The sequence below is a fragment of the Pseudomonas spartinae genome (genome assembly GCF_965197125.1).
Taxonomy (GTDB): Bacteria; Pseudomonadota; Gammaproteobacteria; order Pseudomonadales; family Pseudomonadaceae; genus Aquipseudomonas; species Aquipseudomonas composti_A.
Genome location: NZ_CBDAMB010000009.1, coordinates 1 through 18,168, shown reverse-complemented (window position 1 = coordinate 18,168; position 18,168 = coordinate 1). Strand labels below are relative to the sequence as shown.

The 18,168-nt window shown below is 63.4% G+C and carries 20 protein-coding genes and 1 rRNA gene; 7 read left to right on the top strand and 14 right to left on the bottom strand.

All coding sequences use genetic code 11. The features are described from left to right. Positions 1–16 precede the first annotated feature (16 nt). The 12 genes from phoB to ACN8M7_RS18720 all read right to left on the bottom strand — a co-directional run bounded on the left by phoB (position 17) and on the right by ACN8M7_RS18720 (position 10,330). On the bottom strand, positions 17–706 hold the full coding sequence (phoB, locus tag ACN8M7_RS18775) for a phosphate regulon transcriptional regulator PhoB (protein ID WP_024310067.1): 690 nt from the start codon (positions 704–706) through the stop codon (positions 17–19). A gap of 85 nt (positions 707–791) precedes the next feature. Then, positions 792–1,685, bottom strand: a complete 894-nt coding sequence (gene ubiA, locus ACN8M7_RS18770) for a 4-hydroxybenzoate octaprenyltransferase (protein ID WP_490261755.1) — start codon at positions 1,683–1,685, stop codon at positions 792–794. Between the two features lie 175 nt (positions 1,686–1,860). Next, positions 1,861–2,412 carry a chorismate--pyruvate lyase family protein gene (locus ACN8M7_RS18765; protein ID WP_490261754.1) on the bottom strand — a complete coding sequence of 184 codons (552 nt, stop codon included), beginning with the start codon at positions 2,410–2,412 and terminating at the stop codon, positions 1,861–1,863. Positions 2,413–2,569: 157 nt separating this feature from the next. Then, positions 2,570–3,016 (bottom strand): flagellar export chaperone FlgN, encoded by a 447-nt coding sequence (gene flgN / locus ACN8M7_RS18760; protein WP_490261753.1) that lies wholly within the window; start codon positions 3,014–3,016, stop codon positions 2,570–2,572. After that, positions 3,013–3,291: a flagellar biosynthesis anti-sigma factor FlgM gene (gene flgM / locus ACN8M7_RS18755; protein ID WP_061238294.1), complete on the bottom strand. Its 279-nt coding sequence runs from the start codon at positions 3,289–3,291 to the stop codon at positions 3,013–3,015. Before flgM ends, flgN begins: the two co-directional genes overlap by 4 nt. A 77-nt stretch (positions 3,292–3,368) precedes the next feature. Continuing rightward, positions 3,369–3,794, bottom strand: a complete 426-nt coding sequence (locus ACN8M7_RS18750) for a flagellar FliJ family protein (RefSeq protein ID WP_490261752.1) — start codon at positions 3,792–3,794, stop codon at positions 3,369–3,371. Further along, positions 3,791–5,107, bottom strand: a complete 1,317-nt coding sequence (gene fliI, locus ACN8M7_RS18745; protein ID WP_061238292.1) for a flagellar protein export ATPase FliI — start codon at positions 5,105–5,107, stop codon at positions 3,791–3,793. The genes ACN8M7_RS18750 and fliI overlap by 4 nt, the downstream gene beginning before the upstream one ends. 18 nt (positions 5,108–5,125) lie before the next feature. Further along, positions 5,126–5,818 (bottom strand): flagellar assembly protein FliH, encoded by a 693-nt coding sequence (gene fliH, locus ACN8M7_RS18740; protein WP_490261751.1) that lies wholly within the window; start codon positions 5,816–5,818, stop codon positions 5,126–5,128. Position 5,819: 1 nt separating this feature from the next. Beyond that, entirely contained in the window at positions 5,820–6,884 is a 1,065-nt protein-coding gene (locus ACN8M7_RS18735; RefSeq protein WP_061238290.1) for a FliG C-terminal domain-containing protein, read from the bottom strand. Then, complete coding sequence (gene fliF, locus ACN8M7_RS18730; RefSeq protein WP_490261750.1) at positions 6,859–8,553, bottom strand: flagellar basal-body MS-ring/collar protein FliF; 1,695 nt, start codon at positions 8,551–8,553, stop codon at positions 6,859–6,861. Before fliF ends, ACN8M7_RS18735 begins: the two co-directional genes overlap by 26 nt. Before the next feature lie 19 nt (positions 8,554–8,572). Continuing rightward, on the bottom strand, positions 8,573–8,908 hold the full coding sequence (gene fliE / locus ACN8M7_RS18725) for a flagellar hook-basal body complex protein FliE (RefSeq protein WP_490261749.1): 336 nt from the start codon (positions 8,906–8,908) through the stop codon (positions 8,573–8,575). Positions 8,909–8,920: 12 nt separating this feature from the next. After that, positions 8,921–10,330: a sigma-54 dependent transcriptional regulator gene (locus ACN8M7_RS18720; RefSeq protein ID WP_490261748.1), complete on the bottom strand. Its 1,410-nt coding sequence runs from the start codon at positions 10,328–10,330 to the stop codon at positions 8,921–8,923. 478 nt (positions 10,331–10,808) lie between these two features. Here ACN8M7_RS18720 and ACN8M7_RS18715 point away from each other — a divergent pair, with 478 nt between their 5' ends. From ACN8M7_RS18715 to flhA, 7 genes are read left to right on the top strand one after another with little or no spacing between them, the layout of a single operon-like run. Then, entirely contained in the window at positions 10,809–11,648 is an 840-nt protein-coding gene (locus ACN8M7_RS18715) for a FliM/FliN family flagellar motor switch protein (protein WP_061238286.1), read from the top strand. Then, entirely contained in the window at positions 11,645–12,016 is a 372-nt protein-coding gene (gene fliN / locus ACN8M7_RS18710) for a flagellar motor switch protein FliN (protein ID WP_490261747.1), read from the top strand. Before ACN8M7_RS18715 ends, fliN begins: the two co-directional genes overlap by 4 nt. Next, positions 12,016–12,768 carry a flagellar type III secretion system pore protein FliP gene (fliP, locus tag ACN8M7_RS18705; protein WP_036998726.1) on the top strand — a complete coding sequence of 251 codons (753 nt, stop codon included), beginning with the start codon at positions 12,016–12,018 and terminating at the stop codon, positions 12,766–12,768. The genes fliN and fliP overlap by 1 nt, the downstream gene beginning before the upstream one ends. Positions 12,769–12,780: 12 nt before the next feature. Further along, positions 12,781–13,053 carry a flagellar biosynthetic protein FliQ gene (locus tag ACN8M7_RS18700; RefSeq protein ID WP_036998720.1) on the top strand — a complete coding sequence of 91 codons (273 nt, stop codon included), beginning with the start codon at positions 12,781–12,783 and terminating at the stop codon, positions 13,051–13,053. Positions 13,054–13,058: 5 nt separating this feature from the next. Next, positions 13,059–13,853 carry a flagellar biosynthetic protein FliR gene (gene fliR / locus ACN8M7_RS18695; protein ID WP_490261746.1) on the top strand — a complete coding sequence of 265 codons (795 nt, stop codon included), beginning with the start codon at positions 13,059–13,061 and terminating at the stop codon, positions 13,851–13,853. Further along, positions 13,846–14,979, top strand: a complete 1,134-nt coding sequence (gene flhB, locus ACN8M7_RS18690) for a flagellar biosynthesis protein FlhB (protein WP_490261745.1) — start codon at positions 13,846–13,848, stop codon at positions 14,977–14,979. The genes fliR and flhB overlap by 8 nt, the downstream gene beginning before the upstream one ends. A gap of 3 nt (positions 14,980–14,982) precedes the next feature. Further along, a complete protein-coding gene (gene flhA, locus ACN8M7_RS18685; protein WP_490261744.1) occupies positions 14,983–17,079 on the top strand; it encodes a flagellar biosynthesis protein FlhA in 2,097 nt (698 codons plus the stop codon). Positions 17,080–17,147: 68 nt separating this feature from the next. Here the strand turns inward: flhA and ACN8M7_RS18680 are convergent, their stop codons facing one another. Both ACN8M7_RS18680 and rrf read right to left on the bottom strand, forming a co-directional pair. Further along, complete coding sequence (locus ACN8M7_RS18680) at positions 17,148–17,489, bottom strand: PilZ domain-containing protein (protein WP_490261743.1); 342 nt, start codon at positions 17,487–17,489, stop codon at positions 17,148–17,150. 563 nt (positions 17,490–18,052) lie between these two features. Further along, positions 18,053–18,168 (bottom strand): 5S ribosomal RNA (gene rrf, locus ACN8M7_RS18675).

Genomic DNA, 18,168 nt, shown 5'->3' with positions numbered 1-18,168 from the left:
GAATTCACGCCAGCGATTAACCCTTGGTGGAGAAACGATACCCAGTCCCGCGCACGGTTTGCACCAGGTTTTCGTAGGCATCACCGAGGGCCTTGCGCAGGCGGCGGATATGCACGTCGACGGTACGCTCCTCGACGTAGACATTGCCGCCCCAGACCTGATCGAGCAACTGGCCACGGGTGTAGGCGCGCTCCTGATGGGTCATGAAGAACTGCAACAGACGGTATTCGGTCGGGCCCATCTCGGCCGGCTTGCCGTCGATGGTCACACGGTGGCTGATCGGGTCGAGCAACAGGCCGCCCACCTCGATCGGTGCCTCGCCGTCACTGGGGCCGGCACGACGCAGCACGGCCTTGAGGCGGGCGACCAGCTCGCGCGGCGAGAACGGTTTGGTGATGTAGTCGTCGGCACCGACTTCCAGCCCCTGGATCTTGTTGTCCTCTTCGCCCTTGGCGGTGAGCATGATGATCGGGATATCGCTGGTCAGCTCGTCGCGCTTGAGGCGGCGAGCCAGCTCGATGCCGCTGGTGCCGGGCAGCATCCAGTCGAGCAGAATCAGGTCAGGTTTACGGTCGACGATAACGGCGTGGGCCTGCTGGGTATTCTCCGCTTCCAGGCACTCGTAACCGGCCATCTCCAGGGCCACCGCGATCATCTCGCGGATCGGTGCTTCGTCATCGACGATCAGGATGTTCTTGCCAACCATGGGGCCTTAGCCTCTATTCGTTCTCTGTCTGCGCCGCATTAGATAACGAAATTATTGCAGCGATATGACAGGTGCGCGGCACGGCTCAACGTAGCGCGTAGTCCAGCACGATGCCAACGAAGATCGCCAGGCCCGCCCAGTGGTTGTGCAGGAAGGCCTTGAAGCATACCAACGGCTCGCGCCGGCGGGTCACGTGGAACTCCCAGGCGAAGCAGGCAGCGGCCACCAGCAGGCCGAGGTGGAAGTACAGGCCCAGCTCGAAGCGCGCGCCGGCCAAGAGCAGGCACAGCAGCGCCATGCCCTGCAGGGTGGCGATGATCAGGCGGTCGGCATCACCGAACAGGATGGCGGTGGACTTCACCCCGATCTTCAGGTCGTCCTCACGGTCGGCCATGGCGTAGTAGGTGTCGTAGGCCACGGTCCACAGCAGGTTGGCGATGTACAGCAGCCAGGCCTCGGGCGGCGGCAGCTCGCCGGTGACGACGCTGAAGGCCATCGGCATACCCCAGGAGAACGCGGCACCGAGCACCACCTGCGGGTAGAAGGTGTAGCGCTTCATGAAGGGGTAGCAGGCGGCCAGGGCCAGGCCGCCGAACGACAGCCAGATGGTGGTGGCATTAGTGAACAGCACCAGCACGAAGCTCAGCGCCACCAGCACGGCGAACAGCACCAGCGCCTCGCGCGGCTGGATCTTGCCACTGGCCAGCGGCCGCAACTGGGTGCGGCTGACGTGGCCGTCGAAGTTGCGGTCGGCGTAATCATTGATCACGCAGCCAGCAGCCCGCATCAGGATCACGCCGGTAACGAAGATGAACAGGTTCTTCACGCTCGGCATGCCATCGGCCGCGACCCACAGCGCCCACAGGGTCGGCCACAGCAACAGGTAGATGCCGATGGGCTTGTCCAGGCGCATCAGCTGGATGAAGTCCCAGGCGCGCGGGTGCAGGCGGGTGGTCGATTGCAGCAGGCGGGTGTACATCGAGGCGTCTCCGTGCAGGTTGCGCGGATTATACGAGGGTTGCTGGCGTAGGGTGGATCGGGGCGCGTAGTCGGTGCTTTTTTCATCCACCATCACAGCCGCGAGATGCGACGGCGCCTTCGGATCGGGGCACGTCGCGCAGATGGCTGGTGGAAAACGCTGCGCGGTTTCCGCCCTAGGCGTCAATACCCGCTGCCGGCCAGAACGCCGGCAGAAATACCTCGACAACCAATACACCGAGCGCACCGCGACTGAAGCAGGAGCGCCGCGCCCACAGGCGCTCTTCGCGCACCTCGTCCGGCAGCCAGGCCGCCGGATAGCGACAGGCCTGCAACTCGCCACGGTCGAAAGCCCGGTCACTGAACAGCAGCTCACCCAGCGAGCGACTGCCCAGCTCCGCCAGATTCAACCCGGAACCTTCCAGCACGCTACGCGCGGCGACACTGCGGGCGAATACCCAGGGTTGCTCATTGCCACGCAGATACACCTCACGCACCCAGCCCTGGCTGCCATCGGCCACGCCGAGCAGCGCGCATTCGTCATTGCGCAGGCCCTGCCAGCCTTCCTGCAACGGCGTCACCGAGAAGCCGTCGTGCGACAGCGCGGTCAGGCGCCGGGTCAGTGAATCCTCGTTGAACAGCCAGTCGCGCACACCGGCAACCGGCTGCGAATGCAGCTGAGCATCGGTGAGCCAGCGTGGCGGATGGGCGAGAGCGGTGTGAGGCACGGCAAGAAGTCACTACAGATCGAAAGCGCGCGAGTCTAGCACGGCGCGATAGTCGCTTTTTGCACAAGGAGGCAGTCGCCGCTGAAGCGCCTCCCACAGTGCAGCCCTCGAGTCAGATGCTGGCACTCGCCCATGTGCGAGGGGCTTTAGCCGCGACTCAATAAGGCTGCGGCGCGTACAGCTGCGCCGAGCCTGGCTCGCCGAGCAACTGTTCGAGAATCTCGTTATGCATGGCCAGCAGTTTGCCGTTGCGCTCGTTGAGGCGCTTGCACTGGCCGGCCAGCTGGCCGAGTTGCTCCCAGGTGAGGGCGAGGTGATTGCGCTGGGTTTGCGGATAGCGCGCCAGCAGCTTGTGCATGGCACTGTGGCCGCTGCCGAGCTGGAAGGCGGCCAGGACCTTGCTGCGGCGCTCGGCCCGCGCCTTGGCCTGATCCACCAGTGGCAGGATCTGCTCGTTGAGTAGATCAATCTGCCGGCTGTCGCGCTTGAGCAACTGCTGATACAGCTCCTGCATCAGCCCGCGCAGGCTCAGGTAGTCGGCGCAGTCCTGATGCAGATCCTGCTCGACCACCTGAAGCAGCTGTTGCTCACGCGCAGTGGTCACGCATCGCTACCGCTGTGATAGGTCAGCATGCTGCCGGCCAACGCGGCCGGATCGCTGCTCAGTTCGCCGCGCGCGAGGGCGGCCTTGAGCTGGGCAACCTTGTCCAGGTCGACGTCCGGCAGGTTGCGCAGGGCGTCTTGCAGTTGCTCCAGGCGTGGTTCCTCGCTGGCACTGCTGCGGGCATTGCCACTGTGCTGCGGGCGGGCGCTCTGCACCTGCGCCGGCGCATCGCTGGGCAGGTTGAGACTGGGCTTGAGATGCCGGCTGATTTCCATGATTCGAATCCAACTCGCGTGGTGTTATGACTCAAGAGCGACCGAGGGTGGCGAGAACTTAAACACGCCGCCGAAAATTAACTGACCCGGGTTCGCCACCAGGCCTGCGCGGCCAGACCATCCTGAATCTTCTGTTCCTGGCGGGCAAGCAGGTCCTGCCACTCGCCCATCTTGCCCTCGAGAAACTGGGTGATGACCTTTTCGCTGCGCATCGCCGCGAGCAACTCGCGCTGAATGCGCGCCAGGTTCTCCTCGGCCAGCGCCAGCTCGCGGCGCTGCAGCTCGACCATCTTGTACAGGGTCGCCTTGTAGCGCTGCTGATTGTCGCGCTGCAGTGGCGTGGTCATCGGCACGCTGAAACCGCACAGGCGGCTGAGGCCGGTGATGTTGTTGCGATAGCGCTGACAGAGATTCTGCTGATAGCTGACCCGTCCGAGCATCTGCTGCACGCGGTTGCCACGCAGGCTGGCCAGGCGCCCGAGCACTTCTAGCTGGTCTTTCATTTGATGATGCTCTGCAAGGTGGCGATGCTGGCACCGAGCTCGGCACTGGCGCCGACCTCCTGGCGCAGGAAGCGTTCGAGGCTGGGCGCCAGTTGCACGGCGCGATCGGTCTTGGCGTCCATGCCCGGGGTGTAGCCACCCAGCGGGATCAGTTCCTTGATCTTCTGGAAGGTGCTGTAGAACTCCTTGAACTGGCGCCCGGCCGCCAGGTGCGCGGGTTCGCCGACCTGACTCATGCAACGGCTGACCGAGGCCGAGATGTCGATGGCCGGATAGTGGCCAACATCGGCCAGGCGACGCGACAGCACGATATGGCCGTCGAGGATGGCGCGTGCGCAGTCGACGATCGGATCCTGATGATCATCGCCCTCGGCCAGCACGGTGTAGATGGCGCTGAGGCTGCCACTGCCGCTTTCGCCATTGCCGGCGCTTTCCACCAGTTCCGGCAGCATGCCGAACACCGAGGGCGGATAGCCCTTGGTCGCCGGCGGTTCACCAAGCGCCAGGGCGATCTCGCGCTGGGCCATGGCGTAGCGGGTCAGCGAGTCGACCAGCAGCAGCACGTCCTGGCCCTGATCACGAAAATAGGCGGCGATGCTGTGGCACAGCTCGGTGGCCTTCAGGCGCATCAATGGCGATTCGTTGGCCGGCGCCACCACCACCACGGCCTTGCGCAAGCCCTCCTCCCCCAGCGAATGGAGGATGAACTCCTGCACCTCGCGGCCGCGCTCGCCGATCAGCCCGACCACCACCACATCAGCCTTGGTCTGGCGAGTGATCATCCCCAGCAGCACGCTCTTGCCCACACCGGAGCCGGCGAACAGGCCAACGCGCTGGCCCTTGCCCAGAGTCAGCAGGCCGTTGATGGCTCGCACGCCGACGTCCAGCGCCGCCTCCACCGGACGCCGCTTGAGCGGATTGACCGCAGGCAGCCCGACCGGCAGCGGGTCGCGCCCACTGAGTCTGCCGCGTTCGTCCAGTGGCTCGCCGAGGCCGTTGACCACACGCCCCAGCCAGGACTCGTCGATCTGCAGCACGGCTTCGTCCTTGGCCGGAAACACCCGCGAACCGGCGGCCAGACCGACCGGCTTCTTGAACGGCATCAGGTAGGTGATATCGCGGTTGAAACCGACCACCTGGGCATCGAGCAGGCTGCCATCGGCCTGCTCGACGCGGCAGCGCTGGCCGGTGCTGCGCTGGCAGCCGAGGCTCTCCAGCAGCATGCCGGAGACCCGCACCAGGCGCCCGGCCACCTTGGCCAGCTGCACGCCTTCGAGCGAGCGCAGCGCTTCGTCGAGTTTGTAGTCGAGCATGCTGGCGAGGGCTCCGGGTCAGGCTTCGGTGAGGTGCAGGTGATCGGCCAGGGTCTCGATGCAGGCGTCCAGACGCTGCTGGCAGCCGACATCGGCTTCGGCCTGCGGCGTGACCACGCGGCATTCGCCCAGGGCCAGGCGCTCGTCGGCGACCAGCTTCCAGCTCGCCGCGCGCTCCGGCGCCAGCGCCTTGATCCGCGCGTATTCCTCGGGGCTGAGCAGCACCTGCACCTCTTCGGGCTCGCCGGGCATGCTGGCCAGGGCCTCTTCGACCAGCGCCAGCAGCTGCGTCGGGTGCAAGGTAAGCTCGCAGCGGATCACCTGCTGCGAGACCTTCTCGACCAGTTCCAGCAGCTCCTGACGACGCTTGTGCTCCAGCTCGCCCAGGTACTGCTCGATCTTCTCGCTGATCTGCTGCAACGGCTGCGCGGCCAGTTCGAACTCGCGGCGGCCCTCACTGCGGCCTTCGTCCCGGCCGATTTTCAGCCCTTCGTCGCGGCCTTGCTCGAAGCCGGCCTGACGCCCGGCCTCTTCGCCCTGCTGCAGTCCATCCTGGTAGCCCTTCTCGATACCCTGCTGGAAACCGTCGGCCATGGCCCGCTGCAAACCGGCCGGATCCGAACTCCAGTCCACTTCCGGCTGGCTGCTGCGCGGCGGAAAGCGGTAGGCGCGCCACGCACGGGCGTCGCCGCTGATCACCTTGACCGTCATCTCATTCCACCGTCTGTTCGCGGAACAGCTGCACCTGCAGCTCGCCATTGGCCGACATTTCGCGCACCACGGCCATGATGTCCTTGCGCACCTGCTCGACGCGGCTCAGCGGCACCGGGCCCTGACGGCGGTTGATCGATTCCATCTGCTGCGCCTGACGCTTGGGCATGGCGCCCTGGATCGCACGCACCAGTTCCGGCTCGGCGCCCTTGAGGGCGACCACCCATTCTTCCAGCGGCACGGCTTCGAGCAGCGCCTGCAGCACGTCCTGGTTCTGCCGCGAGAGGATGAAGAAGTCGTACATTTCATCCTCGATGCGCTCGACCAGCTGGTCGTCATGGGCGCGCAGCAGCTCGAACATCTGCCCGCGGTCGCCCTTGAAGCGGTTCATGATGTCCGCCGCCTGCTTGATCCCGCGCACCTGCGAACCCTGGGTACTGAGCACGGCCAGGCTGCGCTCGATCAGTTGCTCCAGCTCGGCGATGACGTCGCTGTTGACCTCGCTGAGGTTGGCGATGCGGTACAGCAGCTCGTCCTGGCGCTCCCTGGGCATGCATTCGAGCACGTCGCTGGCCATGCCCGGCGGCAGGAAGGCGAGGAACACCGCCTGCATCTGCGCGTGCTCCTTGGCGATCAGCGCGGCGAACTGCTTGGGGTCGAGCCATTCCATCTTGGCCATCTTGGCGCGAATTTCCTCGCCATAGATGCTGTCGAGCAGCGAACGGGTGATCTCGCTGCCCAGCGCCTTGCTGAGCATGCCGTCGAGGTAGCCACGCGAGGCGCCCTTGATGCTGCTCTGCTCCTTGTAGTCCTCGAAGAAGCGGCCGATGACATCAGACACCATCGGCTGCTTGACGTTGGACAGGCGCGCCATGGCCTGGCTGATGCTGACGATCTCCTCACGCGAGAAGTGCTTGAGCACCCCGGCAGAAATCTCGTCGCCCATGCTCAGCATGAGGATGGCGGCCTGCTCGGAAGTGCTCAGCGAACGCTTCTGCACGCGCAGGCGCATTTCCTTGGCGGTGGAACCACCGCGGCCGTCAGGCTGGGTTGAGGTCTCGTTCATTGCGCCCTATCCACTGTTTGATGACTTCCGAGACGCGCTCGGGATCGTTCTTGGCCAGCATCTGCAGGTGTTCGATCTGCAGTTCCAGGCCCGAGCCAGGCGCCGGCAGGCGAATCTCCGACAGCGGGCTGAGTTCGCCGAGTACGGTGGCGCCCGGGGCATCGCCGCCGACCCGGGCCAGCAGGCGCTCAGCCGCACGTTCGCCGTGCAGCGCGAGCTGATCATCGCCTTCCGCCGGGGCGGCCAGAGTGGACTGGCTGCGCTGGCTCAGACTGCGCACGGCGGGGCGAACCACCATCAGCAGCAGCAACAGACTAATTAGCGCGAACACGCCGAGCTTGGCCAGGTCATGCACCTTGGGGTTTTCCCACCAGGGCAGCAGATCCTCACCGGCACCGCCGATACCAGCATCGGTAAAGGGGAAGACGCTCAGCGTCAGCAGGTCGCCGCGCGCCTGGTTGAAGCCCACGGCACTCTTGACCATGGCCGTAAGCTCCTCGCGCGCCTCGGGCGTCCAGCCGCCTTCCGGGGCCACTGCGGCATTAAGCACCACGGCAATGCTCTGCTGGCGCAGGCTGAACGGCGCATGCTTGACGTGAGTGATGCTCTGGTCGTAATCGAGTTGGCGGTTGGATTCCTTGCGCAGCGAAGTCGCCGCCTGGTTGGCGTTGTCGCCCTGGGCAGCCGCCTGCGCCTGCTGATTGGCGGGCTGATTGGCCGGTGGCGCCGGTTGCGGCGGACGATTGGCCAGCGAACCCGGCACGCCGAGGGCCAGCTGGTCGAGCACGCTTTCGTCGCGCAGCACTTCGTTGCGCAGACGCGGGTTCTCGCCATAAGCCTGGAACGTTTCTTCCTTCTGGCTGAAATCGATATCGGCCGACACGCTGATGCGATAGTTGCCGCCACCGAGCACAGGTGCCAGCACCGCTTCGGCATTGGCCACGGCCTTGCTCTGATAGTCATCGACCACCTGCCAGTTCTGCACCGGACCGCCCAGGGTGTCGATACCGCGCGACAGCAGTGCGCCGTACTGATCGACCACCTGCACGTTGCCGGCATCGAGCTGCGGCACGCTGCCGGCTACCAGATTGACGATGGCGCTGACCTGCTCCGGCGCCAGCTTGTAGCCAGGCGCCAGCTGCAACATCACCGAGGCCTTGCCTGGCTCGCGCTTGCCGACCACGAAGGAACTGCTCTCCTGCAGCGCCAGATGCACGCGGGCGCCTTCCACGCCCTTGAGCGCCATCACCGTGCGCGCCAGCTCGCCTTCCAGGCTGCGCTTGAGGCGCACGTCCTGAACAAACTGGCTGGTACCCAGCGGCTCGTCCTTGTCGAACAGCTCGTAGCCGGCCGGCACCTTGACCTGCACGCCCTTGGCCGCCAGCAGCATGCGCGCACGACCGATCTGGTCCTCACGCACCAGCACCTGGCCGCTCTGCGGGTGCAGGCGATAGCTGATGGCGTCGCCATCGAGCACCTGTATCACCTCGGCCGCCGGATACGCTTCACCCGTGCCGTACAGGGGGCGGAAGGAGCCCTGGTCGCGCCACAGGTAGAACACCACGCCAACCGCCAGCAACGCAGCGATCAGCGCCAGGCCGATCAGGGTCATGCGCGGATCGAGTTTCAGCCCGGTTTCGGGCAGCTTGCTTCTTATGGTCTGCAGCACACGTCAGCCCTCGATCCGCTTACAGCGGCATCTTCATGATGTCGTCGAAGGCGCTGGACAGCTTGTTGCGCACCTGCATCAGGGCACTGAACGAGACGCTGGCTTTCTGGCTCTCGATCATGGCTCCCACCAGGTCATCGCTCTGGCCGCTGTCGACCGCGGCCATCAACTCGCCGGAACGATGCTGCTGGGCGTCGACTGCGCGCACCGCATCGTCGAAGGCCGTCGCAAAACCTGGCTCGCCGGTCTGCACGGCGAATGCCTGTGCGGGTTTGATCGGCGTCGCTTCGCCGAGCCCCTTGAGCTGCTCCATTTGGCCCAGCAGGTTCTGCTGCACCTGGCTAATCGGGTTCATCCTTTGCTTCTCCTAGACGGGAATCTGAACGCCCTGCTCGCGCATGGCATTGAGGCGATAACGCAGTGCGCGCGGGGTCATGCCGAGGCTTTCGGCGGCCTTGGTCTTGTGCCCGCCGAAACGGCGGATGGTGTCGATCACATGTTGGTATTCGGCCCACTTGCCGCTGGCGCGTAGCGCGGCCTTGCCGCCCTCGAGCGACTGTGGCTGCAGGCGCGGTGCCGGTTCCGGAACGCTGCTGGGTGGCAGGTTCAGGCCAAGATCCTGAGCCTGGATGTACAGGCCGTTGCGCAGGATCAGCGCACGCTGCAGGCAGTTCTCCAGCTCACGCACATTGCCCGGCCAGTCATGCGCCAGCAGCGCGCGGCAGGCATCTTCGGTCAGCAGTTCGTGACGGGCGTCCTGCGGGGCGTACTGGCGAATGAAGCGCCGCGCCAGGGCCAGCACATCTTCCTTGCGCTCACGCAACGGGCTGATATGCAGCGGCAGGACATCGAGGCGGAACATCAGGTCGGCGCGAAAACGACCCTCGGCCACCTCCAGCGGCAGATCACGGTTGGTGGCGGCGATGATGCGCACGTCCAGGGCGATCTCGCGACGTCCACCGAGGCGTTCGACACGCTGTTCCTGCAACACGCGCAGCAGCTTGGCCTGCAGACCCAGCGGCAGTTCGCCGATCTCGTCGAGCAACAACGTGCCGCCATTGGCCAGTTCGAACTTGCCGGGCTGGGCGCTCACCGCACCGGTGAAGGCGCCCTTCTCATGACCGAAGAGAATGGATTCGAGCATCTGCTCGGGAATCGCCGCGCAGTTCACCGCGATGAAGGGCGCATCATCCTGCGCCGAAAAACGGTGGATATAGCGCGCCATCAGCTCCTTGCCGGTGCCGGTCTCGCCGGTAATCAGGATCGGCGCACGGGTCATGGCCACGCGCTGGGCCATGGCCAGCAGGCGGCGGCCGGCCTGCGAGCAGGACACAAATCCTTCTTCGCCTGCGCTGGCCGACTCCTGACGACGCAGCAGCGCGCTGAGCTGGGCCTCACTGAACGGCGCCAGCAGGTAATCGACGCAGCCCAGTTCCAGCAGCGCAGCTGCTTTTTCCTGGTCGGCATACTCCACCACCGGCACCACACCGATGCGACCGACCTGGCGCAGAATGGCGCCGACCTGTGCATAAAGGGTATTGCCCGCGAGGCTACTGACGAAAACCAGCACCAGGCTGGCGCTCTCCAGAGCACGCGGGTCCAGCTCCAGGCAACTGGCGAAGCGGCGCACCTGAAAACCCTGGCGTAGCAGACCGCCGGTCAGCAAGCGCTCACTGGCAGCATCGGCCTGCCCGACCACGACGATGTGTTGCTGCCCCAGTTGTTCATCGAACAACTCGTCGCAGGCGTAACTTACCGTTTGAGTTGAATGCTTCAAGGTAAATCACCCGTTGTCTTTCATGAGCCCGACGGCGGCATTCGACCCCGTGTTCAAAACTGCCAAACAGATGACAGATTTTTTCACATGGCCCCTTAATCTTTCGAAACTTCCCGTCGCCTCTATTGGTCAACTTCAGCAGCACTTGGCGGCGCGCCTTATCTACGTGCGACGGATCACGGCGCGAACGTTAACAAGCGCACAGAAAATCGCCGAATTACTTGCTGTTATTTCCTATCAATGCCGGCCATTCGCTATCAAAAACAGCATTTGATATCTATTGATTTAATTTTCTGCCCTCCCCCTGCCTAGACTCCTCCCCGTCATCACTGGCCTGCAGCACTGTGCCCGGATGAATCCGACGCCCTGGCCCAGGCGCTGCTGCTAACGCCCGCCGGCACATCAAAACACCCTCTGCACGCCCAGCGGACTGCTCGATGGCGCACTTGCAGTTACAACCAGGAATACAGCCCACAACATGAGCGGGATTAAAAAAGTCCTTCATGGCGTGCCCGCCGACAGTCTGACCCGGTTGAAACCGCAGAAACTTGGCCGGCACTATCACAAGATTCCTCACTATATTCGCGAGTTCTCCAGCAAGTACCCGCGCATCATCAGCGACTACTTTCTACGCAACTATCGAATCAATCTCGAACTGCTTCGGGTCGATGTTCATGAGCACCTGGACAAGGATGCCGAGTGCCTGTATCGCTCGGCACTGGGCAAGGTCGGCTTCGCCATGGACCGCGCCCTGCTGACCGAAGCACTGGAGTGCTATTACGGCGGCACCTGCCTGCCCAACCATGAAGCCACCCCGGTGAGCACCTCGGAACAGCGCATGCGCACGCGCCTGGGCCTGGATGTCAGCCAGTTGTTCGCCCGTTCGCTCCTCGCCGGCCAGACCTTCGGCAAGCTCGAGCCGTTCGACAATGCCTATGAAGAAGCCGACTGGGAGTACGTGGCGGAGTTTCACTTCACCAGCCACATCACCGGCAGCCAGGCATCGATCTTCATCTACCTGGATACGCAGCTGGTCGATGAGCTGACCAACCGCCTCACCCCTCCAGCGCCCCTCATGCAAAGCGGCAACTCGTTCAACCAGATTCGCCAGCTGCCGGTGCACCTGGACTGCGTAGTGGCCAGCCTGCAGATGCCGCTGTCGCAGGTGCTGGCCTTGCGCCCAGGCGACATCCTGCCGATGCGCCTGCTGGAGCGCTGCGACGTACAGATCAACCAGCAGAAGCTGTTTCGCGGCGCCATCTTCGAAGAGGACGGTTGCTTGTTCCTGACTTCTCTTGAGAGCGTGAAGACCCCATGAGCAGCCCCATTTCCGATAACGATTTCGACAGCCTGATCAATGACGCCGGCCTCAATCTGGATGACTCCGCCAAGGAGCCCGCGCCGGCAGAAGTCCCGCCCGGTCTGCCGCAGCAGGACCTGAGCTTCTTCGGCAAGATCCCGGTTAACGTCACCCTGGAAGTGGCCTCCACCGAGATCACCCTCAAGGAGCTGATGGACGTCGACGCCGGCAGCGTGATCGCCCTCGACAAGCTGGCCGGCGAGCCGCTGGACGTGAAGGTCAACGGCGCCCTGTTCGCCAAGGCCGAAGTGGTGGTGATGAACGGCAACTACGGCCTGCGCATCGTCGAGCTGTCCGGCAGCGGCCTCAGCGGGCTGGGCGTGTGATGCTGCGTCGGCTGCTGCAATCCGGCCTGCTGCTGGCGGCCCTGTGCTGCCCGCTGCTGGCCCAGGCGGCGGGCGGCGACATCACCCTGTTCAACTTCAACGACACCGCAGACGGCCAGACCCTGAGCGTCAAGCTGCAGATTCTGCTGATCATGACGCTGCTGGGCTTTCTCCCGGCCATGCTGATGATGATGACCTGCTTTACCCGCTTCATCATCGTCCTGGCGATTCTGCGCCAGGCCATCGGCCTGCAGCAGAGCCCACCTAACCCGGTACTGATCGGCATCGCCCTGTGCCTGACCCTGCTGGTGATGCGCCCGGTGTGGCAGGAGATGTACACCGAAGCCTATGTACCGTTCGAGGCCGACCAGATCAGCCTCGAACAGGGTATGGGTGAAGGCAAGCGCATCCTCAGTCAGTTCATGCTGGCACAGACCAGCAAAAACTCGCTGGAAACCCTGGTCAGCCTGGCCGGCGAGGAGATGCCCGAGGACCTGGCCCAGCTGGACTTCTCCCTGCTGCTGCCGGCCTTCGTGCTCAGCGAGCTGAAGACCGCCTTCCAGCTCGGCTTCATGATCTTCGTACCCTTTCTGGTTATCGATCTGGTGGTGGCCAGCGTGCTCATGGCGATGGGCATGATGATGCTCTCGCCGATGATGATCTCGCTGCCGTTCAAGCTGATGATCTTCGTCCTGGTCGATGGCTGGACGCTGCTGGTCGGCACCCTCACAACCAGTATTCAGCCCTATTAGCGAGGCTTCGCGATGCTCACGCCGGAACACGCCGCCGAGCTGGTGGCCCATGCGGTCTATGTCACCGGCATCATCGTCTGCGTGCTGGTGGTGCCAAGCCTGCTCGGCGGTCTGCTGGTGAGCATTTTCCAGGCCGCGACGCAGATCAACGAACAGATGCTCAGCTTTCTCCCACGCCTGCTGATCACCCTGGCCATGCTGGTATTCGCCGGCCACTGGATCCTGCGCACCCTGGGTGATCTGTTCATCGAAACCTTCAAGCAGGCCGGCCACCTGGTCGGCTGATGCCCATGCACGAGCCACTGCTGCAAACCAGCCAGTATCTGAGCAGCCTGCAGGCTTACTGGTGGCCGTTCTGTCGCATCGCCGCCCTGTTCAGCATGGCGCCGCTGTTCAACCACAAGGCGGTGTCGGTACGCGTACGCATCCTGCTGGCCCTGGCGCTGACGGTGGTGCTCGGCGCAGCCCTGCCGGACATACCGCAGATCGACCCGCTGTCGGTCAAAGGCCTGCTGACCGCGCTGGAGCAGATCGCCTTCGGCGTGCTGCTGGGCCTGACCCTGCAACTGGTGTTCACCATCTTCATGCTGGTGGGCGAGGTGGTTTCGACCCAGATGGGCATGAGCATGGCCCGCTACAACGACCCGGTGAACGGGGTGTCGTCGTCCTCGATCATCTATCAGCTGTATTTCATCCTGCTGGTCCTGCTGTTCTTCGCCATCGACGGCCACCTGGTCACCGTCAGCGTGCTGTATCAGAGCTTCCTGTTCTGGCCGGTAGGCAGCGGGCTGAATTACCTGGGCGCGCAGAGCTTCATCCAGGCTTTCGCCTGGGTGCTGGCGGCAGCCGTGCTGGTGACCCTGCCGATCGTGTTCTGCCTGACCCTGGTGCAGTTCTGCTTCGGCTTGCTCAACCGCATTTCGCCGGCGATGAACCTGTTCTCTCTGGGTTTCCCCATCAGCATCCTGATGGGCCTGCTGTGCATCTACCTAACCTTGCCGAACCTGCCCGACAACTACCTGCACCTGACTCGCGAGCTGCTCAACGGCATTGGTCTGATTCTGCGCGAGGGCGGCGATGTCTGAGCAAAATAGCGGCCAGGAAAAAACGGAAGAAGCTTCCGCGCACAAACTGAAGAAGAGCAAGGATGATGGCCAGGTCGCGCGCTCCAAGGATCTGTCGACCACCATCTCGCTGATCGCCACCCTGTTCATCCTCAAGTTCAGCGCCGGGCTGTTCCTCGAAGGGCTCAGCGACAGCTTCCGCCTGTCGTACATCCAGTTCGGCCACAGCGAGATCGACCTGGATGATCTCGACACCCTGCTTGGCTACAACCTGCTGGTGTTCATCAAACTGCTGTCGCCCCTGCTGCTCACCTCAGTACTGGTGGTAGCGCTGTCGCTGGTGCCTGGCGGCTGGGTGTTCTCGGCGAAGAACTTTGCCCCGAAACTCAGCAAGCTCAACCCCATCACCGGCCTGGCAAGAATCTTCTCGGCACAGAACTGGAGTGAACTGCTCAAGTCGATCCTCAAGGTGCTGGTGCTGCTCGGGGTCGGCTATCTCCTGGTGCGCGCGGCCCTGCCGGAGCTGATCGCCCTGCAGCGCGGCAATGTGCTCGAGGCGATCTCGGCGGCCTTTGACCTGACCTTCAATCTGACCCTGTGTCTGATGCTGATCTTCGTGCTGTTCTCCTTCATCGACATCCCGCTGCAGCGCTACTTCTTCCTCAAGAAACTGCGCATGACCAAGCAGGAGCGCAAGGAGGAACACAAGAACCAGGAGGGTCGCCCAGAGGTCAAGGCGCGCATCAAGCAGCTGCAGCGGCAGATGCTGCAACGGCAGATCAGCAAGGTGATCAAGAACGCTGACGTGGTCATCACCAACCCGACGCACTACGCAGTCGCCCTGAAGTACGACACCCAGAAGGCCGCCGCGCCTTTCGTGCTGGCCAAGGGTGTCGACGAAACCGCGCTGTACATGCGCCAGATGGCCAGCAAGCACGAGCTCGAAGTGCTGGAGATCCCGCCTCTGGCCCGTGCCATCTACTTCACCACCCAGGTCAACCAGCAGATACCGGCACCGCTCTACACCGCAGTCGCCCACGTGCTGACCTACATCCTGCAGCTCAAGGCCTGGCGCCAGGGCCGCAGAAGCAAGCCGCAACTGGCGAGCAACCTTCCGATTCCCGACAGCTTGGCCAACAGGGGCTGATCCATGAACCTACTGCAGCAACTCGCGCCCACCTTCCGCAGCGGCCGCATCGGCATCCCGGTGCTGATCCTGTCGATCCTGGCCATGGTCATCCTGCCACTGCCGCCCGTGCTGCTCGATGCCCTGTTCACCTTCAACATCGCCATGGCGATCCTGGTGCTGCTGGTCAGCGTATCGTCCAAGAGCCCGCTGGATTTCTCCCTGTTCCCCACGGTGATCCTCATCACCACGCTGCTGCGTCTGTGCCTGAACGTCGCCTCCACGCGCGTGGTACTGCTCGAGGGGCATACCGGCACCGGCGCGGCGGGCAAGGTGATCGAGTCGTTCGGCGAAGTGGTGATCGGCGGTAACTTCATCGTCGGTTTGGTGGTGTTCGTGATCCTGATGATCATCAACTTCATCGTCATCACCAAGGGTGGCGAGCGCATCTCCGAAGTCACCGCGCGCTTCACCCTCGACGCGCTGCCCGGCAAGCAGATGGCCATCGACGCGGACCTCAATGCCGGCCTGATCGAGCAGCACGAAGCCAAGCGCCGCCGTGCCGAAGTGGCCAAGGAGGCCGACTTCTACGGGGCCATGGACGGCGCCTCGAAGTTCGTCCGGGGTGATGCCATCGCCGGCATCCTGATTCTGCTGATCAATCTGTTCGGCGGTTTCGCCATCGGTCTGTTCGTCTATGACCTGAGCGCCGGCCAGGCCTTCCAGCAGTACGCCCTACTGACCATCGGCGATGGCCTGGTGGCGCAGATTCCGGCGCTGCTGCTGTCCACCGCGGCCGCCATCATCGTCACCCGGATCAACGAGTCGTCCGAGATCACCGACCAGGTACACCGCCAGTTGCTCGCTCAGCCGGCACTGCTCTATACCGTGGCCGGCATTCTCTTCACTCTCGCGCTCGTGCCAGGTATGCCACACCTGGCCTTCATCAGCTTCGCCGCGCTGGTGGCGTTCATCGCCTGGATGGTGGCGCGCAATGGCCCCCCCAGGGAAGCGACCAGCCTCGAGCAGGTCGAAGCGCTGGGCAAGGCAATGGAGCAGGAGCGGGTACAGAATCTGGCGTGGGAAGACATACCGCTTGTCGAGCGCCTGTCGGTTTCACTGGGTTACAAGCTGGTGGGCCTGGTCAACGAGGCCGCCGGTGCGCCGCTGACCCAGCGCGTGCGCGGAGTCCGCCAGACCCTTTCGGAAAGCCTGGGGTTTCTCCTGCCGGAAGTGCATATCCGCGACAGCCTGCGCTTGAAGGCGTCGCAGTACAGCATCCAGATCAATGGCGAGAAGATCGACAGCGCCGAGCTGCATGCCGATCGCATGATGGCCATCCCCTCGCCGGAGCTGTATGGCGAGATCGACGGCATCCTCGGCGTAGACCCGGCCTATCGCATGCAAGTGGTGTGGATCCAGCCCGAGGACAAGGCCCGCGCACTCAACCTTGGCTATCAGGTGATCGACTGTGCCAGCGTGATCGCCACGCACCTGAACAAGGTCATCCGCGAGCACCTGCCGGACGTGTTCAAGCACGATGACGTCGACCATCTGATGCAGCGTCTGCAGGTACAGGCGCCGAAACTGGCGGAGAGTCTGAAGAGTCAGCTCAGCTACACGCAGCAGCACCGCGTCTACCGCCAACTGCTGCAGGAGCAGGTGCCGCTCAAGGATATCGTCACCATCGCCACGACCCTGCTCGAAGCCAGCGAATCGACCAAGGATCCGGTATTGCTGGCCTCCGACGTGCGCTATGCGCTGCGTCGCAGCATCGTCGGCATGATCGCCGGTGAACGCCAGGAGCTTTCGGTCTTCATTCTCGAGAACGCACTGGAAAACACTCTGCTCAATGCCCTGGCCATCGCCCAGCAGGCCGGCCCGGTAAGCCTGGACAACATCCCGGTGGAACCCAGTCTGCTCAACCAGCTGCAGAACACCATGCCGGTGGTGAAAGAGAAGCTGCGCAAGGATGGCCATCCACCAATCCTCACCGTCATGCCGCAGCTACGCCCTCTGCTGGCTCGCTATGCCCGCGTCTTCAGCCCCGGCCTGCATGTGCTGTCACAGAACGAGATTCCGGACAGAGTAGGCGTCAACATCCTCGGCACCCTGGGCTGAGCCTGACTCGCCGATGACAGCGGTGGGGTGCGGCACTTCGCCTCCACCACCACTGCCACGCAAAAGCGCTACGCCTTTTCCTCGCGCAGTTTGCGCATGCCTTCGATCAGCCGGACATAATCGGCCGAGTCGCCCTGCAGAGCCAAACCGGCTTCGAAGAAACCTGTACGGACATTCTCCAGTGACCACTGGCAGATCATGTCCACATCTACCTGACGCATCTCGCCCAGACGATCGCGCATGCGCACCCGCAGCCGGAGCTCTGTCGAGGGTTCGACGGGTGTATCGCTCAGCAGCTTCATCCCGCATTCGGAAACATCGCCTGCGTAACCGATCAGGGTGTCGCTGTCTCGATCACTGATCTTGATGCGAAAGGTGGAACGGAAGGTGATACGGCTCGATTGACGCATAAGAGAATGCCTTAGTGCTCGCCACGTCTGGTTGGATCGCGAAGATCAGGTGCTATCAATCGATAGTCATGCGAAGAGGACGTACGCGTTGATAACCTGTGATTCATCAACGCAAGGCGACTGGCAGAAGGGATTACTTAAGTCCGCTTGCAGAGCGAACCAGGCGCGGCGATCACCGCATCGCCAAGCGGGCGCCACAGGGATTTAGTAGCACTCAGACCCAGGCTGCGTACCGTAGGAGTGGCTTCAGCCAGGATAACCTGCAAGACCGAAGCACTCGCACGGCAGTCTGCCAGCTAACCGCCCCGTAGGAGCCGGCTTACCAGCGATCAGCTGCTCACCCGCAAGCAGGCCCTGCAGCTTGACCCGCCAGCCCCGCCCAGGCCTGTACGACTTTCTGCCGCGCAAAGAAGAACCCCAGACCGCGTTAGCGATCTGGGGTTTCGTATAGGAGCTTGACGAGGGCTTGGCCGGCACTCCGGGACTCTCACCGCCACGCGCCATTTTTTGCGCACATAGAAGAACGCCCAGTCTGCGTTAGCAAACTGGGCGTTCGTATAGGAGCTTGACGATGACCTACTCTCACATGGTGAAGCACCACACTACCATCGGCGATGCGTCGTTTCACTACTGAGTTCGGGATGGGATCAGGTGGTTCCAACGCTCTATGGTCGTCAAG

Coding starts and splice junctions, on each gene's coding strand:
- phoB (WP_024310067.1), bottom strand. CDS start 706: ATGGTTGGCAAGAACATCCTGATCGTCGATGACGAAGCACCGATCCGC.
- ubiA (WP_490261755.1), bottom strand. CDS start 1,685: ATGTACACCCGCCTGCTGCAATCGACCACCCGCCTGCACCCGCGCGCC.
- flgM (WP_061238294.1), bottom strand. CDS start 3,291: ATGGAAATCAGCCGGCATCTCAAGCCCAGTCTCAACCTGCCCAGCGAT.
- ACN8M7_RS18750 (WP_490261752.1), bottom strand. CDS start 3,794: ATGAAAGACCAGCTAGAAGTGCTCGGGCGCCTGGCCAGCCTGCGTGGC.
- fliI (WP_061238292.1), bottom strand. CDS start 5,107: ATGCTCGACTACAAACTCGACGAAGCGCTGCGCTCGCTCGAAGGCGTG.
- fliH (WP_490261751.1), bottom strand. CDS start 5,818: ATGACGGTCAAGGTGATCAGCGGCGACGCCCGTGCGTGGCGCGCCTAC.
- ACN8M7_RS18735 (WP_061238290.1), bottom strand. CDS start 6,884: ATGAACGAGACCTCAACCCAGCCTGACGGCCGCGGTGGTTCCACCGCC.
- fliE (WP_490261749.1), bottom strand. CDS start 8,908: ATGAACCCGATTAGCCAGGTGCAGCAGAACCTGCTGGGCCAAATGGAG.
- ACN8M7_RS18715 (WP_061238286.1), top strand. CDS start 10,809: ATGAGCGGGATTAAAAAAGTCCTTCATGGCGTGCCCGCCGACAGTCTG.
- fliN (WP_490261747.1), top strand. CDS start 11,645: ATGAGCAGCCCCATTTCCGATAACGATTTCGACAGCCTGATCAATGAC.
- fliP (WP_036998726.1), top strand. CDS start 12,016: ATGCTGCGTCGGCTGCTGCAATCCGGCCTGCTGCTGGCGGCCCTGTGC.
- ACN8M7_RS18700 (WP_036998720.1), top strand. CDS start 12,781: ATGCTCACGCCGGAACACGCCGCCGAGCTGGTGGCCCATGCGGTCTAT.
- fliR (WP_490261746.1), top strand. CDS start 13,059: ATGCACGAGCCACTGCTGCAAACCAGCCAGTATCTGAGCAGCCTGCAG.
- flhB (WP_490261745.1), top strand. CDS start 13,846: ATGTCTGAGCAAAATAGCGGCCAGGAAAAAACGGAAGAAGCTTCCGCG.
- flhA (WP_490261744.1), top strand. CDS start 14,983: ATGAACCTACTGCAGCAACTCGCGCCCACCTTCCGCAGCGGCCGCATC.
- ACN8M7_RS18680 (WP_490261743.1), bottom strand. CDS start 17,489: ATGCGTCAATCGAGCCGTATCACCTTCCGTTCCACCTTTCGCATCAAG.